The organism is Variovorax sp. Soil_C_12 (assembly GCF_057657375.1).
In genome coordinates this window covers 277,876-294,802 of record NZ_JBDGIO010000008.1, presented here as the reverse complement: position 1 = coordinate 294,802, position 16,927 = coordinate 277,876, and the positions used below count along the sequence as shown (strand labels likewise).

12 protein-coding genes are annotated in these 16,927 nt (G+C 70.4%); 9 read left to right on the top strand and 3 right to left on the bottom strand.

Going from position 1 to position 16,927, the window contains the following annotated elements:
• A partial coding sequence (locus AC3A6X_RS22755; RefSeq protein ID WP_487844335.1) for a hypothetical protein occupies positions 1-233 on the bottom strand: 233 nt, incomplete at its 3' end.
• A 110-nt stretch (positions 234-343) separates the two neighbouring features.
• Here AC3A6X_RS22755 and AC3A6X_RS22750 point away from each other — a divergent pair.
• The 6 genes from AC3A6X_RS22750 to ligD all read left to right on the top strand — a co-directional run bounded on the left by AC3A6X_RS22750 (position 344) and on the right by ligD (position 6,952).
• Positions 344-631, top strand: coding sequence for a hypothetical protein (locus tag AC3A6X_RS22750; RefSeq protein WP_487844334.1), 288 nt, complete (start codon positions 344-346; stop codon positions 629-631).
• A gap of 136 nt (positions 632-767) precedes the next feature.
• Positions 768-2,324: an ATP-binding protein gene (locus AC3A6X_RS22745; protein ID WP_487844333.1), complete on the top strand. Its 1,557-nt coding sequence runs from the start codon at positions 768-770 to the stop codon at positions 2,322-2,324.
• Positions 2,321-3,004, top strand: a complete 684-nt coding sequence (locus AC3A6X_RS22740; protein WP_487844332.1) for a response regulator — start codon at positions 2,321-2,323, stop codon at positions 3,002-3,004. Before AC3A6X_RS22745 ends, AC3A6X_RS22740 begins: the two co-directional genes overlap by 4 nt.
• A 71-nt stretch (positions 3,005-3,075) precedes the next feature.
• Positions 3,076-3,381, top strand: a complete 306-nt coding sequence (locus AC3A6X_RS22735; RefSeq protein ID WP_487844331.1) for a hypothetical protein — start codon at positions 3,076-3,078, stop codon at positions 3,379-3,381.
• Between the two features lie 73 nt (positions 3,382-3,454).
• Complete coding sequence (gene ku / locus AC3A6X_RS22730; protein ID WP_487844330.1) at positions 3,455-4,408, top strand: non-homologous end joining protein Ku; 954 nt, start codon at positions 3,455-3,457, stop codon at positions 4,406-4,408.
• Positions 4,409-4,417: 9 nt separating this feature from the next.
• Entirely contained in the window at positions 4,418-6,952 is a 2,535-nt protein-coding gene (ligD, locus tag AC3A6X_RS22725) for a DNA ligase D (protein ID WP_487844329.1), read from the top strand.
• Positions 6,953-6,955: 3 nt separating this feature from the next.
• Here ligD and AC3A6X_RS22720 read toward each other — a convergent pair whose 3' ends face one another.
• On the bottom strand, positions 6,956-7,774 hold the full coding sequence (locus AC3A6X_RS22720) for a transglutaminase-like domain-containing protein (protein ID WP_487844328.1): 819 nt from the start codon (positions 7,772-7,774) through the stop codon (positions 6,956-6,958).
• 300 nt (positions 7,775-8,074) lie between these two features.
• On the opposite strand from AC3A6X_RS22720, the gene AC3A6X_RS22715 reads away from it, so the two are divergent.
• From AC3A6X_RS22715 to AC3A6X_RS22705, 3 genes are all read left to right on the top strand, one after another.
• Positions 8,075-8,215 carry a hypothetical protein gene (locus AC3A6X_RS22715; protein ID WP_487844327.1) on the top strand — a complete coding sequence of 47 codons (141 nt, stop codon included), beginning with the start codon at positions 8,075-8,077 and terminating at the stop codon, positions 8,213-8,215.
• A 36-nt stretch (positions 8,216-8,251) separates the two neighbouring features.
• Positions 8,252-10,432: a catalase gene (locus AC3A6X_RS22710; RefSeq protein WP_487844326.1), complete on the top strand. Its 2,181-nt coding sequence runs from the start codon at positions 8,252-8,254 to the stop codon at positions 10,430-10,432.
• Positions 10,433-10,559: 127 nt separating this feature from the next.
• Positions 10,560-13,187 (top strand): ATP-binding protein, encoded by a 2,628-nt coding sequence (locus AC3A6X_RS22705; RefSeq protein ID WP_487844325.1) that lies wholly within the window; start codon positions 10,560-10,562, stop codon positions 13,185-13,187.
• Here AC3A6X_RS22705 and AC3A6X_RS22700 read toward each other — a convergent pair.
• Complete coding sequence (locus AC3A6X_RS22700) at positions 13,150-16,926, bottom strand: alpha/beta fold hydrolase (RefSeq protein ID WP_487844324.1); 3,777 nt, start codon at positions 16,924-16,926, stop codon at positions 13,150-13,152. The two genes, AC3A6X_RS22705 and AC3A6X_RS22700, sit on opposite strands and share 38 nt — an antisense overlap.
• Between the last annotated feature and the right edge of the window lies 1 nt (position 16,927).

The following is a 16,927-nucleotide window of genomic DNA, read 5'->3' as shown; positions in this document are numbered from 1 at the left end:
AGGTCGAACAGGGCGCGGATGGCAGCGGAGCCGCGCTCGTCGTTGTAGGTGTCGCCCACGCGAAGGGGCAGCGAGGCGAAGATGGTGCCCGGCTCGACGCGCTGCAGGCCTTCGACCCGGATGTCGCGCACCTTGAAAGGCTCGATGGCCCAGGCGGCGGGGATGGCCGTGCCCAGCACGGCGGCCAGCGCCACGGCCGCGAGGCCGGGCGCGATGCGGGATCGCTCATTCATGGCCGCGATGGTCGGCCGCAACTTCGGAGGAAATGTGAGCGCCCGCCGGCTCCATCATTTCTACCAATTCGCTCGCGATCATCCAGGGCATGAGGACTCTATTCGATCCCATGGGCCTACCCGTCGACCCCGCGCCGCGCGCGAACGCGGCGCCGCGCCCGCGCAGGGCTCGCCTCGGCAGCGTCGGCGCCATCGCCGCCGTGCTGGCGCTTCCGCCGGCCGTGCTCGGCGTGCTGTTCTTCGGCGAGCCGGAGGCAGACCGCGGCGCGCGCGACGGCTTCGAGCAGGGGCTGCTGGTGGCCAGCGTGGCCCTCGTCCTGGTGGCACATGCGTGGACGCTGGTCGATCTCTTGCGCGAGCGGCGCGCGCACCTGCGCCAGGGCGCCGAGCAGCGCTGAGCCGCTGCCGTCCGTCGCGAGCACCCGGCCGTCCGCTCTGTCTTCCTCCGCGCTTCATCTCGAACCTGGCATCGCCGCTCGCCGGGGCGCGCAGGTGCGTGTCGCAGAATCCGGCCTTGCGCCGACCGCCCCTCCCATGCCACGCCTGACGCTCACCCGAAAAATCTTCTTCGCCCTGACCGCGCTCCTGGTCGCGCTGCTGCTGATCTGGGCCGGCTTCTCGATCTTCGCGCTGCAGCGCGGCCTCGGCCCCTATCTGGCGGAGATCGAGATCCGGCGCATGGAGTGGCTGGCGAAGCTGCTGCAGGAGCACTACGCGGGCAACGGCAACTGGGACAAGCTGCGCAACAGCGAGGAGACCTGGCGCCGGCTGCAGATGGGCGATGCCGGCCTGCCCCGCACCGACGGACAGGACGCGGAGGACGCGCGCCTGCCGCCCTGGTATGCCCGAGGGCCTCGCCCCGAGCCGCCGCCCGGCGACGGCGCCGACCCACCCCCGATGGTGGAACTGCTGCCCCGGCGCAACTTTCAGCCTCCGCCACCCTGGATGTTCCCGGGCGGCCTGCGGGAGGTGGCCAACTCGATGTTCCGGCGGCTGGGCGTGATCGACGCCCACGGCAAGCGCGTCGTCGGCGCCACCGTCGACCCGGCCTCGGCCGCCCATCTGCCGATCAAGCGCGGGAATATCCAGATCGGCCAGCTGGTTCTGGCGCCGATGGAGGGCCTCGACAGCGAGGCCGATCGTGCCTTCGTCGCCCGCCAGTCGGGCTTCATCGCGCTGACCGGCGTGGTGGGCCTGGCCCTGGCCCTGTTGCTCTCGTGGCTGCTGGCGCGGCGCTGGCTCAGCCCCATCGATGCGCTCACGCAAGGGGCGCAGGACGTGGCGCGCGGAAAGCTCGGCACCCGCGTGCAGGTGCAGGGCTCGGACGAGCTGGCCCTGCTCGGCCGCACCTTCAACGACATGGCCGAGCGCCTGGACACGGTCGAGGCCTCGCGCCGCGCCTGGCTGGCCGACGTGGCGCACGAGCTGCGCACCCCGCTGGCGGCCATGCGCGCGGAGATCGAGGCGTTGCAGGACGGCGTGCGCAGCTTCGACGACCGCACTGCGCTGCGGCTGCATCGCCAGGTCATGCGGCTCAACCAGCTGGTCGACGACCTGCGCAGCAGCATGCGCGAGCCGCCGACCGAATCGATCACCCGCGCGCCTGTGTTCCCGCTCGCGCTGCTGAAGGAGGCCCTGGCCGCAACGCGGGATCGCTTCGTGCAGCGCCGCATCGCGGTGGAGGTCGCGTCGGTCGATGCGCTGGCCGCCCAATCGCAGCCGATGGTCGAAGGCGACGCCCAGCGCCTGCACCAGGTGTTCATGAACCTGCTCGACAACACGCTTGCCTACACCGACGAGGACGGCATGCTGCGCATCGGCGCCACGGTCGAAGGCAGCGCCGGCGCGCAGCGCTTGGTGCTGCGCTTCGACGACAGCGCCCCGGGCGTTGCGCCCGACGAGCTGCCGCTGGTCTTCGAGCGCCTGTTCCGCGCCGAGGGCTCGCGCAGCCGCGCGCTCGGCGGCTCGGGCCTGGGCCTGTCGATCTGCCGGACCATGGTCGAGGCGCACGGCGGCGAGATCGATGCCTCGGCCTCGCCGCTGGGCGGCCTGCGGATCACGTTCTGGCTTCCCCTGGAGGTTGCCCTATGAGCCGCATCCTGATTGTCGAGGACGAGGCCGACATCGCCTCGGTGCTGCAGGACTACCTGCGCCACGCCGGCCACGAGACCGAGCACGTGGCCGACGGCCGCACGGCGCTGGCGCGCATGCTGGAGGCGCCGCCCGACCTGAGCCTGCTCGACATCATGCTGCCCGGGCTGGACGGCCTGAGCGTGCTGCGGCAGGCTCGCGTACACACCCACCACCCGATCATCATGCTCACCGCGCGGATCGAGGAGGTCGACCGCCTGCTGGGCCTGGAGCTGGGCGCCGACGACTATGTGTGCAAGCCCTTCTCGCCGCGCGAGGTGGTGGCCCGCGTGCGCGCCGTGCTGCGGCGCGCGGAGGGCCTCGTCGCGGCCGCCGGCGCGGCAGAGGGCCCGGTGGTGCTGGACGAGGCGCACTGGCGCGCGACGCTCGGCGGCGTCCCGCTGAACCTGACGCGGCGCGAGTTCCGGCTGCTGCAGGCGATGTCGCGGCACCCGGGCCGCATCTTCTCGCGCGCCCGGCTGCTGGAGCTGGCCTACGACGACGATGCCGACGTCTCCGAACGCGCGGTGGACAGCCACATCAAGAATCTGCGGCGCAAGCTGTCCGCGGCCGAGCCTTCGCACGACTGGATTCGTTCCGTCTACGGCGTGGGCTTCGCCTTCGAAACCCCGCTCGACTGAGCGGCGCGCGCCTCCCAGCTTTCTCCCAAGTCGGCCCACACACTGGGCCGATTTGATTCGGAGGACCCCTCATGAAAACGATCCCTGCCCTGGCCACCCTCGCGCTGGCAGCCGGCCTGAGCGGCTGCATCATGCTGCCGCCGCCGCCACCGCCCCATGCGCCGCCGCCGCCCCAAGCGATGCGGCCCCGGCCCGGCGAGGCGATGCCGCCGGTGGCGTACCGCGGTCCGCCGCCCGAGGCCTTCGAGCTCTGCGCCGGCAAGCCCCAAGGCGCGCGCTTCGAGATGCCGGGGCGGCGCAGCGACATGCTCGCCGGCACCTGCGAGCGCGGCCCCGACGGCCGGCTGGTGCCTCGGGCCGACGGCGCGCGCCCCTGACGCGGGGCTCCGCCGCCTTCCTACATGCGTGCCGGGAGGGCCGTCCTAGGGTGGATTGCCCTGGAGATTGCCCATGCCCGCATCCAAGACCCCCGCGCCGCGCGTCCTGTGGAAGGGCGCCATCAGCTTCGGCCTCGTCCATATCCCGGTGGCGCTTTACGCGGCCACCGTCGACCACAGCATCGACTTCGACTGGCTCGACAAGCGCAGCATGGACCCGGTGGGCTACAAGCGCGTCAACAAGAAGACGGGCCGGGAGATCGCGCGCGAGCAGATCGTCAAGGGCGTCGAGGTCGAGGACGGCCAGTACGTGGTGCTGAGCGACAAGGAGATCACCGACGCCTATCCGCGCACCACGCAGACCATCGAGATCGAGACCTTCGTCCCGTCCAACAGCATTCCCTTCGTCTACCTGGAGCGGCCCTACTACCTGGCGCCCATCAACCGCGGCGGCAAGGTCTACGCGCTGCTGCGCGAGACCCTGGAGCGCACCGGCCGCATCGGCGTGGCGCGGGTCGTGATCCAGACCAAGCAGCACCTCGCGGCCCTGGTGCCCGTCGGCCCGGGGCTGGTGCTGAACCTGCTGCGCTGGGGCGCCGACATCCGCCCCTGGAAGGACCTGCCGCTGCCCGCCGAGAACGCGAAGAAGGCGGGCCTCGCGGAGCGCGAGATCAAGATGGCCACCGAGCTGGTCGAGGACATGAGCTCGGACTGGGACCCCGAGGCCTTCAAGGACTCCTTCAAGGACGAGATCCTGCGCCTGGTCGACCGCAAGATCGAGGCCGGCAAGACCGAAGCCGTGGCCAAGCTCGGCCCGGTGGAAGAGCAGGAAGGCCGCCCGAGCGCGAAGATCCTGGACCTCACCGAGCTGCTGCAGCGCAGCCTGCGCAAGGGCGGCAAGGCGGCGAGTGCTGACGAAGAGGGCGACGAGGAAACGCCCGCCAAGGCGCGCAAGCCGGCCGCCAAGCGCGCGGCCCGCAAGCGCGCCCCGGCCCGGAAGGCGGCAGCGCGCCGCAAGGCAGCTTGAGGCACGGCCGTGGCAAGCAGGCCCCGTGCAAGCGAAGCGCTGGCCCCCTACCGCGGCAAGCGCGATTTCAAGAAGACGCCGGAGCCGCACCAGGTCGGCCGCGCCAGCCGCGGCGCCCATGCCTTCGTGATTCAGAAGCACCACGCCCGCCAACTGCACTACGACTTCCGCCTCGAGCTCGATGGCACCCTTAAAAGCTGGGCCGTCCCAAAGGGGCCCTGCCTCGATCCGTCGGTCAAGCGCATGGCGGTGCATGTGGAGGACCACCCGGTCTCCTACGCCGACTTCGAAGGCACCATCCCGCCCCGGCAGTACGGCGCCGGCACCGTGATCGTCTGGGACCGCGGCGAATGGGAGGCCGAGGGCGATGCGCGCCGTGGCCTGGCCGAGGGCAAGCTCAAGTTCGAGCTGCACGGCGACAAGCTGCGCGGCCACTGGACGCTGGTGCGCATGCGCGGCAAGGGTGAGAAGCAGGAGCCCTGGCTGCTGATCAAGGAGCAGGACGCGGAGGCGCGGCCGCTCGCGGACTACGACGTCGTCGAGGCCGAGCCCGACAGCGTGCTGACCGGCCGCGACGTCGACCACCCGCCGGACGTGACCTACGGCCGCAAGGCCGAGCCCGCCAAGCGGCCCGCGCCCCGCAAGGGCGCCGCGCCGAAGCCCCGCCGGGCCGCCTTGCCCGAGCGCCTCGAGCCGGAGCTCGCGACCCTGGCCTCGTCGCCGCCCCCGGTGCCTGATGACTGGCTTTACGAGCTCAAGTTCGACGGCTACCGCGTGCTGGCCCGCATCGAAGGCGACGAAGTCCGATGCATCACGCGCAACGGCAACGACTGGACGTCGAAGCTGCCGACGCTGGCAAAAGCGCTGGCGAAGCTGCCCACGCGCTCGGCCTGGCTCGACGGCGAGATCGTGGTGGCCGGCAAGAACGGCGCGCCCGACTTCCAGGCGCTGCAGAACGCCTTCGACCGCCACGCCACGGCCGACATCGTGTACTGGCTCTTCGACGCGCCCTTCCTGGACGGCGAGGACCTGCGCGCGCTGCCGGTGGAAGAGCGCCGGGCGCGGCTCGTGCAGCTGCTGGGCAACAAGCCGCCGGCCGGCCTGCGGCTGTCCGAGGCATTCGATGCCACGCCGCGCGAGCTGCTGGCCTCCACGGTGCAGCTGGGCTTCGAGGGCATCATCGGCAAGCGCAAGGGCTCGGCCTATGTGTCGCGTCGCTCGCCCGACTGGATCAAGCTCAAGAACCAGCGGCGCCAGGAATTCGCGATCGGCGGCTATACGGCCCCGAAAGGCTCGCGCACCGGCTTCGGCTCGCTGCTCCTGGGCGTGTACGACAACGAGCGCCGGCTGCAGTACTGCGGCAACGTGGGCACCGGCTTCGACACCGGCCGGCTGGCCGACATCAAGGCGAAGCTCGACCGCCTGGCGAGCGACGAATGCCCCTTCGAGAAGCGGCCCACGGGCGTCAAGGCGCACTGGGTCAAGCCGAAGCTGGTGGCGGAGATTGCCTTCGGCGAATGGACGCGCGACGGCCGGGTGCGCCAGGCCGTGTTCCAGGGACTGCGCAGCGACAAGCCCGCCTCGCAGATCCGGCGCGAGCAGGCGCAGCCCCCGGCAGCGATCCGACAGGCCCAACAAGCGAGCCCCGCGATGAAGGCACTGAACATCACCCACGCCGAGCGCGTGATCGACAAGACCAGCGGCGTCACCAAGGGCGAGCTGGTCGCCTACTACGACCAAGTGGGCGAGCTCATGCTGCCCCACCTGAAGGGCCGCCCCGTCGCGCTGGTGCGCGCGCCCGAGGGCGTGGGCGGCGAGCTCTTCTTCCAGAAGCATGCGAGCCGGAACGAGATGCAGGGCGTGAAGCTGCTGGACCCGGCGCTCGACCCCGATCACGAGCCGCTGCTGCAGATCGACAGCGTGCAGGGGCTGCTCTCCGCCGCGCAGATGAACGTGCTGGAGCTGCACACCTGGAACGCCACCTCCAGCGCCATCGACCGGCCCGACCGCTTCACGCTGGACCTCGATCCCGGCGAAGGCGTCGAATGGGCGACGATGCAGGAGGCGACCCTGCTCGTGCGGACCCTGCTCGACGAGCTGGCGCTGCCCGCCTTCGTCAAGACCAGCGGCGGCAAGGGCATGCACGTGGTGGTGCCGATACGGCGGCACTACGGCTGGGACGCCGTCAAGGGTTTCGCACAGGCCATGGTGATCCACCTGGCCGAGACCATTCCCGAGCGATTCGTCGCCAAGAGCGGCCCGCGCAACCGCGTCGGCAAGATCTTCGTCGATTACCTGCGCAACGGCTTCGGCGCCACCACGGTGAGCGCCTGGTCGGTGCGATCGCGGCCGGGCCTGGGCGTTTCCGTGCCAATCGAATGGGACGAGTTGCCGATGCTGCAGAGCGCCGCGCAATGGACGGTGCGCACGATCGGCGAAAGGCTGGCCGTGGGCAACAAGCCGTGGGCGGCGGTGGAGAAAAGTCGCAAGGGGCTGGCGGCGGCGATGAAGAGGCTGGGCTACGAGCCGCCGGATGCGCCCTGAGCCTCAGCCCACCACTTCCTCCGTCACCACCTCGAAGCGCTCCAGCGTGTGCTCCCCGAACACCATGGTGATCGGCACGTCCGCCGCGTCGCGTCCGTGCGCGATCATGATGCGGCCGATGCGCGGCTTGTTGTGGCGCGCATCGAAGGACCACCAGCGGTCGCCGAGGTAGACCTCGAACCAGGCGCTGAAATCCATCGGGTAGGGCACCGGCGGGATGCCGATGTCGCCGAGGTAGCCGGTGACGTAGCGTGCCGGCAGGTTCATGCAGCGGCACAGCGTGATCGCCAGGTGCGTGAAGTCGCGGCACACCCCCCTTCGCTCACGCCAGGCCTCCAGCGCCGTGCGCGTGGGACGCGCACTCGGATAGTCGAAGACCAGGTGCTGGTGCACGTAGTCGCAGATCGCCTGCACCAACGACCAGCCCTTTGGCACCTGGCCGAAGTTGCGCCAGGCGAAGGCCAGCAGCTCGCCGTCGACTTCGCAGTAGCGGCTCGGCAGCAGGAAGCGCAATGTCTCCACCGGCAGCTGGGCCGGCGTGTGTTCGACCGCGCCGAGATCGATCGGATCGGGCCAGCCGGTGTCGAAGACCTGCGCCTCGTTGCGCAGGCGCACCCGCGTGACGCCGGCGGGCACACGCACGCGTGCGCATTGGTTGTCGAAGGCATCGCGGTAGAAGTCGGTCGCGAGCGGTGGACTGATCGTGATGTTCTCGCCACCCACGACGTCGCCGGCGCGCGAGGGGTGTACCTGCAGCATGTAGATCAGGGCGGTCGGCGGGCTCACGCCGAGTTCGATGTCGTAGCCGATTCGGATGAGCATGGCTTGTGTGGCGTGGAAATGTGTGGTGTGGGCGCGTCGCGCGAGCGACGAGGAATCCTAAGGTGCGACGCAAGAACCGTGCGTGGGCCGGCGCGCGAACCCACGTAGGCCGCCCATCAAACCCGTCAGTGCGGTCCTACCGCCGACCGCTGGCCCTTCCCACAGACGTCGGCGTGCGGCCACTACGGGGGGTTTGCCGCGCGCCGCCTAAGCTGAAGCATTGCACGCGGCCGCTTTGCCGGCCGCGCCCTCCCGACCCGCGACACGCGACCTGCCAACCACAATGACACGGAGCGAATCATGGAGCTTTCCTCGTTGCTCAGCCTCCTCGATGCGCCCTGGCTCGACGATGTCATCATTTGGACCGTGGCAGCGGTGGCCGGCATCGTCGCCCTGGCGGTCGTGGTCAACGCCCTGGACGTCTTCTTCGATGCCGGCTGATGCCGCGGCGCCCCGGGAACACCAAAGGAACTCCCGATGACGCCAACGAACAAGTCCGCGGGCAGCCGCCGCCCCAAGCCGGCCAACGGCAGCAACGACAAGCAGGAGCAGCTGGCGGCCTCCACCGCCGAGAACGCGCCGCGGATCACGACCAACCAGGGCGTCCAGGTCCCCGACAACCACAATTCGCTGCGGGCCGGCGTGCGCGGGCCCTCGCTGCTGGAAGACTTCATCCTGCGCGAGAAGATCACGCACTTCGACCACGAGCGCATCCCCGAGCGCGTGGTGCATGCGCGCGGCGAGGCGGCCCACGGCTACTTCGAGGTCTACAGGTCGATGTCGCAGTTCACCTCGGCCGACTTCCTGCAAGACCCTTCGATCAAGACACCGGTCTTCGTGCGCTTCTCGACCGTGGCCGGCTCGCGCGGCTCGGCCGACACGGTGCGCGACGTGCGCGGCTTCGCCGTCAAGTTCTACACGCGCGAGGGCAACTACGACCTGGTGGGCAACAACATCCCGGTGTTCTTCATCCAGGACGCGATCAAGTTCCCCGACCTGATCCACGCCGTCAAGCCCGAGCCCCACCACGAGATGCCGCAGGCCGCCAGCGCGCACGACACGTTCTGGGACTTCGCCTCGCTGATGCCCGAGACCACCCACATGCTGATGTGGATCATGTCGGACCGCGCCATTCCGCGCAGCCTGCGCATGATGGAGGGCTTCGGCGTCCACAGCTTCCGCTTCGTCAACGCGCGCGGTGAGAGTCATTTCGTCAAGTTCCACTGGAAGCCCAAGCTGGGCATCCACGGCCTGGCCTGGGACGAAGCGCAGAAGATCGCCGGCAAGGACCCGGACTTCCACCGCCGCGACCTGTGGGAGGCGATCGCGCGCGGCGACTTCCCCGAATGGGAGCTGGGCGTGCAGATGATCCCGCAGGACAAGGAGCATTCGCTACCCTTCGACCTGCTGGACCCGACCAAGCTCATTCCCGAGGAGATGGTCCCGGTGCAGCGCATCGGGCGGCTGGTGCTCAATCGCAACCCCGACAACTTCTTTGCCGAGACCGAGCAGGTCGCCTTCCATCCGGGCCACGTGGTGCCCGGCATCGACTTCAGCAACGACCCGCTGCTGCAGGGGCGGCTGTTCTCGTACACCGACACGCAGCTCTCGCGGCTGGGCGGGCCCAACTTCCACGAGCTGCCGATCAACAAGAGCGTGTGCCCCTTCCACAACTTCCAGCGCGACGGCATGCACCGCCAGACCATCGCGCGCGGCCACGTAGCCTACGAGCCGCACTCGCTGAACGACGGCAAGGAGTTCCGCATCGATGGCGGCAGCGCCGGCTTCCAGTCCTTCCCCGAGGAAATCGAGACGCCCAAGCTGCGCCGCCGCAGCCCCAGCTTCGACGACCACTTCACCCAGGCGCGGCTGTTCTTCAACAGCCAGAGCGCGGCCGAGAAGGAGCACATCATCGCGGCCTTTCGCTTCGAGCTCTCGAAGGTCGCGGCGCCGACCATCCGGCAACGCATGGTCGACAACCTCGCGCATGTCGACGAGAAGCTGGCGCGCCGCGTGGCCGAGCCGCTGGGCATCGGCGCGCCCGACCCGAAGGCGGCCGCCGGCCGGGCGGGCTTTCGCGAGCACCGGATGAAGCTGCCGATCGAGGAATCGGCGGCGCTGCGCATGGTCGACAGCGGCGACGGCTCGATCAAGACCCGCCAGGTCGCGATCCTGGCGATGGACGGCATCGACTCGGCCTCGCTCAAGCCGATCCGCGAGGCCCTCGAGCAGGCCGGCGCGCAGTGCAAAGTGGTGGGGCCGCGGCTGGGCACGATCACCAGCGCGTCCCGGCGGCAGCTGGAGATCGACGCCACCTTCCAGAACACGCCCTCCGTGATGTTCGACGCCGTGCTGGTGCCGGCCGGTGCGCCGGGTACCGAGGCGCTGGCGCACAACGGCGACGCCGTGCATTTCGTGCTCGAGGCCTACAAGCACTGCAAGGCCGTCTGCACCGTGGGCGAGGGCGTGCAGCTGCTGGCCACGCTGGGCATCGGCACCGACGCCAAGGCCTACCCGGCCGGCGTGGTGGTGGCCGCGACGCCGACCACCAACCTGGGCGACAACACCGCCGCCCTGAAGATCGCGCATGACTTCATCGCGGCGATCGCCAAGCACCGGCATTGGGACCGGGCGAACGTCGACGCCGTTGCGGCCTAAACTCACGCGCCGCGCCGCGGGCAGCCCGGCACGGAACTCCGGCAAAAATTGTTACCGGAGTTGTTACTTTCGACCGACGCGGTTACAACCCTGGGTTTGCCAGTGTTCATACCGCTTGAGGTCGCTAGTGCTTCCTAATGATTCGATCTACCGCTTCGACAACATCGAATTGCATCCTTCCACCCGGCAACTGCTGGTAGAAGGCCAGCCCGCCCCTCTGGGGGCCCGGGCCTTCGATGTGCTTTCGGCCCTGATCGCGCACCGCGAGCGAATGTTGACCAAGAACGAGCTGCTCGAGATGGTGTGGCCGAACGTGGTGGTGGAGGAAAACAACCTCCAGGTGCACGTGAGCGCGCTGCGAAAGCTGCTGGGGCCCAAGGCCATCGTCACGATCCCGGGCCGCGGCTATCGCTTCGCGGCTGCGCTGGACGCCCTGCCCGCGGCTGCGGCTGCGGCCGCCGCCGCGCGTACTGCCCCACCTGCACCGAGCCCCAGGGGCGCTCCCGTGGCATCGGCCGCCCGGGCGCTGCGCTCGGACACCGGCAACCTGCCCGCCCTGCTGCCCCCCTTGCTGGGCCGGGATGCCGAGCAGACGATGCTGCGCGAGCTGCTGCAGCAGCATCGGCTGCTCAGCCTGCTGGGGCCGGGCGGCATCGGCAAGACCAGCCTGGCGCGCGCCGTCGCCCGCCAGGTGGCGCACGAGTTCCGGGACGGCGCCTGGATGGTGGAGCTGGCCGCCGTCTCGGACCCGGCCGCACTGCCCGGCGCGGTGGCGCTGTCCCTGGGCATCCACCTGCCCGGCCGGGCCGACCCGAGCGTCGAGCTGGCCGAACGGCTGCGCGGCCACGAACTGCTCGTGCTGGACAACTGTGAGCACCTGATCGAGCCCGTGGCCACGCTGGTGAGCGATCTGCTCGATGCCGTGCCGAAACTCCATGTCCTGGTCACCAGCCAGGAGCCCTTGAAGCTGGCGTCCGAGCGGCCGGTCCGGCTCGGCGCCCTGGCCGTGCCGGACCATGCCGTCCTGGCCGATGCGGCGACGCACGGCGCCGTGGCCCTGTTCGTGGCCCGCGTCGGCGCCCTGCAGCCGAACTTCCGGCTCGACGAAGGCAACCTGGACGCGGTGGTGGACATCTGCCGCGAGCTCGACGGCCTGCCGCTGGCGCTGGAGCTCGCCGCCGCGCGCGTTCCGTTGCTGGGCGTGCAGGGCGTGCGGCAGCACCTGGCCCAGCGCCTGCACGTGCTGAAGAACGGCGTGCGCGACGCGCCCACGCGCCACCGCACCCTGCGCACCACGCTCGATTGGAGCCATGCGCTGCTGAGCCCGGACGAGCAGAAGGTGTTCCGCCGCTTCGGCGTGTTCGTCGGCGGCTTCGGCCTCGAACTGGCGCAGCAGGTGGCCTGCGACGAGAACATCGACATCTGGGCCGTGCTGGATCATCTCGGCAACCTGGTCGACAAGTCGATCGTCGTGGTCGATGCCGGTCCGGTGCCGCGCTACCGCCTGCTGGAGACGGCCCGCGCCTATGCCCGCGAGCAGCTCGAGGCGGCCGGCGAATGGGACACCCTGCGGCAATGGCATGCGCGCTGCATGCACGCGGCGCTCGACCGTCGCGTCTATGCCGGGCGCCAGGTCGCCGAGACGGTGGACCAGTGGGTGCTGGCCTGTACCCCCGAGATCGACAACCTGCGCAGCGCGATCGAATGGGCCTGCGGCCCCGGTGGCGATGCCGCCGTGGCGCTCGACCTGGTGAACGTCGCCGCCGTGCTGATGTACCAGGCCGGCCGCTACCCCGAGTGCTTGCGCTGGATGCTGATGGCGGAGCCCTTGATCGACGAATCCACGCCGGCGCAGGTGGTGGCCGAGTTCAACCTGGGCCTGGCGCTGGTCGGGCTGCATGGCGGCGTCAGCGTGCAGCGGCGGGTGCAGCTGCTCGACCGGGCCTGCGAGATCTTCGAGCGGCAGCCGCCGGACGGCCTGCTGGCCCTCAGCCTGTGCTCGAGCGCCTACGTGGTCGCCGTGAGCGGCGATTTCGACGGCGCCGAGCGCAGGCTGGCGCAATGCCGCAAGCTGGTGGAGCGGCCCGGGCTGCGCGCCTTCAAGGGCACCTTGCTGTACTGCACGGGCATGGTGCGGCGCTACCAGGACCAGCCGGTACAGGCGCTGGCGGCCTTTACCCAGGCGCTGCCGCATGTGCGCTCGGAGGGCAACGCGCGCACGCTGTTTCATGTGCTCAACAACCTGGCCGCGATGCACCAGGAACTGGGGCACGTCGACGAAGCGGTGGCCCAGTTCCGCGGGCTCATCGACCATCTGCAGCGCTCGCCGCTGGCCGATGCGCAGATGATGGCCTTCGCGCTGAACTGGTACGCGCACGCGCTGACCGGCCAGGGCGCGCTCGAGGAGGCCCGGGCCCAGGTGCTGCGAAGCCTCCCGCATTGCCGCCGCTCGCTGGGGCTGCGCCACTTCTCGGGCATGCTGGCGCTGCTGGCGGCGCGCCAGGGCCGGCTGCGCGAGGCCGCGCTGCTGGTCGGCTGCGACGACGCCGCGCGCCAGCGGCGCGGCGAGCGGCGCTCGCCCAGCGACGAGCGCACGATGAAGGCTGCCATGGCGCTCATCGGCGCCGCGCACCCGGCAGCCAGCGTCGAGGCCTGGCGCCTCGAAGGGGCCGGGCTCGACGAGGACGCCGTCGTGGCGCTGGTGTCCGACCATCTTCTCAACGCTGCTTCTGATCCGCACGCTCGAGCTGCGTGATGAGGTAGGGGAAGACGTCCCGCGCTGCATCGCGCCCGATGAACAGGTCCATGTGGGCGTAGCCGTCGAAGATGTGGCGCGTGTAGAGGGCTGGGTCGTTGAAGGCCGACAGCCAGCGCTGCGTGCGGATGCAGGTCTCCGGGAAGAAGAGCTCGTTGCCGGCGCCCGCCACGAAGCTGATCGGCAGCGCCAGGCGCTTCGCCTTCTCCGGCACGACGTAGACGTCGCGCCCCTCGCTGTCCACCGCCTTGGCCCGCTGCATCATCAGGCTCAACTGCTCGAAGGGGCGCAGCGACACGCAGCCGAACATTTCCGCCAGCGCCGTGTGGGTGGCGTTGTTCAGCTGCGCATGCGTGTACGAGGGGCCGAAGATGGAGAACACGCGGCGGCACAGCGGGTTCTTGCATTCCTCGCCGTCGGGAACGGGCACCTTCCAGGCGAGCGTGTCGATCTCGCGGTCCAGGTCGGTGGTGCCAGGCACGCAGTCGAAGCGGTCCTTCAGCGGCGCATAGCCTTCCAGCAGCCGGGCCAGGCCGAGGTCGGCCTTGGCGTAGTTGAGCCAGTTGGTCACCGGATGCAGCGTCAGCTGCGAGGAGACGATCGAGCGCACGCCGGTCATGCCGTCGAGCAGGGCCATCAGCAGGCTCATCGAGCCGACGCAATGCGCGATCGCCTGCAGGTCCGGTGCGCCCGTGGCCTCGAGGATGAAGCGCACTGCGGCCGGCCAGTCGATGCGGGCGATGTCGTCGATGGTGAAGGGCGCGATCGGGCTGCCGGAGTCGGGGCTGGCCCGGTAGTCGAACAGCCACACGTCCCACCCGCGCGCGCAGAGCGCTTCCACCAGGTTCTGCTCCACCGTGTCGGTGGCGAAGGAGGAGGCCCGCACCGAGAAGCCCGGCGCCAGCACCACCGGCCCGCGGGCGCCGCCGGCATAGCGGGTCAGCTTGATCTTGAAGCCATCGCCGACGTCCACGCTGTGCGCCGCCGGCACGGGTGCGCGCAATGCGCGCCGCTGCAGCTGGGGCAGGTCGAGCGCCGGGAAGTTGTTCAGGTCCGCCAGCAGGCCGCCGTAGGCGCGGAACAGCGTCGTGCCGAAGAAGCCGCCGAACTTGGCCAGGTACACGGCGTTGATGGCGTCGCGCGCGGCCGGCACCTGCTGCTCCAGCGCGCCCAGCAGGTTCGTCGGCGGCTCGAGGCGGATGGAGAAGGCCTGCCGCAGAAGGTCTTCGAGGTCGAGCGTCAGGATGCCCTGCGCGAGCAGCGGGCTCTGGGCACTTTCCGCGTCGTGCACCCGCACGAACAGCGTGGTGGTGTCGGTCCACGGTGAGGAGCCGGGCCGCTGGTGCAGCACCTTGTGGCCCTTGAAGCGCAGCCGCGAGTCACCGCGCTGCAGCATCATCTCGTAGGTCATGGTCCAGCTTTCCACCCGCTGTGCGTCGGCCGGCAGCAGGTGGAACACGCCGCTCTGCACGGGCATCGGCTCGTGCCACAGCGCCGGGCAGGTGACGGTGCCGGAGATGGATGCGGCGTGGGTCGGGTCCGAGACCATCCCGTACAGGTCGTGGGTATGGATGGTCAGCTCGAAGCGCATCGCCTGGTTGCGCACGCGGCCCCAGGCGCTCGCGACTTCGTAGTCGTCGGCGATGCGGCGTGCCGCGTCGGGGCGCGCGACCACCGCCTCGGTGCTGATCCAGCCCTGCATGGTCTCGGTGAACTGGAAGCTCGGGCTGAGCAGCGCCGGGTCCTTCTCGATCAGCAGCTTGATCGCATGCTTCGCCAGCTCGATGGCGCCCGCTTCGAGATGGCCGGTCGCGTTCTGGAGCAGCGCTTCGGCGTCGTGCGCGATCGACGAGATCTCGCGCGCCATCCGCTCCAGCAGGCCCGAAGCCGGCGCGGCGGGAAGTGCCGCGGGGGATGCGGATGCGCTGCCGCCCGCCGGCAAGGCCTGTCGCGGCTGCAGGCCGAGGTCGATCGCCCAGCCCCGGGCGTCGCACAGCGCCTGGCAGGTGCGCTCGGCCAGCGCGCTGATGGTCAGGAGCGGATTCACACCGGCCGCGCCCGGCAGCACCGCGCCGTCGCAGACGTACAGGCCTTCGTACACCGCCGCGCCTTCGTTGCCGGAGAACACCTGGCCCCGGTGGTTGACCACGCCCTCGCCCGCGCTGTCGCCCATGCCGCAGCCGCCGAGCGGATGCACGGTGATCAGCTTGCGTCCGAGCGATTCGCTGGACAGCGGGTTCGGGATGAACTGGCCCTGGATGGCGTCGTTCGCGGCCCGCAGCCACGCGTCGTCCTTGGCGATGGTGGGGCTGGCGCCGGCCTTCGGCCAATCGATGCGCAGCCGGTCTTCCTCGAGGTGCAGGCGGCCGGCCGCCTCGTCCACGCTCATCACCAGGTAGGTCTGCGTGCGGGCCACCGCGCCGGTGTAGGCCAGGCGGGTCAGGCTGCCGGGATCGCTCTGCACCGCCTCGCCCAGGGCCTGCGCATCGAGCAGGCGGGGCTTGGCCTGCGAGGCGCCGTAGGCGAACTCACCGCCCAGCATCGCGTCGGCGAAGAACAGGGCCGGCGTCAGCAACGGGGCCAGGGCGCCGGGGATGACGCCCTCCTCGATCACCAGCCCGTCGCCCACCTCGGGCGTCTGGCGCATGTCGATCACGCCGGTGATACACGGCCCCGGCAGATCGGCCGGGGCGACCTCGTTGCGCCCCGTGCCCACGCCGTTGATGTTGCGCTGGACCGCCTGGCCCTGCGCGTCGGTGCCGGACTGCCAGTAGCTGTTGTAGCCCAGCGCGAGCACGTCGCCGTTGCCGGAGAAGCGCTGGCCGAGGCGGTCCGACAGCGGCAGGCCCTTTGACTTGGAGCGCAGCAGGATCTCGGTCGAGCCCAGTGCGCCGGCGCCGAGCATCACCACGTCGGCCGTGACGCTGCGCCGGTCGGCGCTCCCCTGCGCGGCCGGGCCTTCGGCGCCCCGCAGGGCGACCTCGTCGAAGAACACGCGCCAGCGCGCGCCGTCGCGCTCGACATGGCTGACCCGCGCGCCGGTGAAGATCTGCGCGCCGTGGCCATGCGCGTCGGGCAGGTAGTTCATGCGCGTGGTGTTCTTCGCGCCCACGTTGCAGCCGCTGGTGCAATCGCCGCACAGGTTGCAGCGCGGCTGCTCCACGCCGAAGGGGTTCACCTGGTCGACGAAGTTCACCGCGATCGGCGGGCGCTTGAAGGGCTTCTTCATCGTCGCGGCCGATTTCTGCAGCGCCAGCAGCTTGTTCAGCGGCGGGAAGTCTTTCGAATCCTCGGGATAGGGCGAGGGGTCGAGCATCTCCCGGGCCCGTGCGATGTAGGGGTCGAGCAGCTTCGGGTCGCGGCGGAACTCGGCCGGCCAGGGCGTGGCGTCGAACAGGCGCGGGTCGATCTCCAGCGCGACGTTGGCATTGATCAGCGAGGTGCCGCCCAGGCCGCAGCCCACCATCGCCAGCATGTCGTCGTTCAGGTGCAGGTTGTACAGGCCGTCGGCCGCGCCGAGCTTGCCGCGCGCACCGTCGATCTGCATGTCGGCCTGGGCGGTGGCGATGTCCTTCGGGAACTGGCCGGGCAGGATCTCGCGGCCGCGCTCCAGCACGCAGACCGTCTGGCCGGCCCGCGCCAGGCGCGAAGCCGCCACGCCGGCGCCGTAGCCGGAACCGACCACGACCACCGTGTAGTGCGGGGCGATCTCGCCGAGCGGGCGGGAGATGGGCTTCATC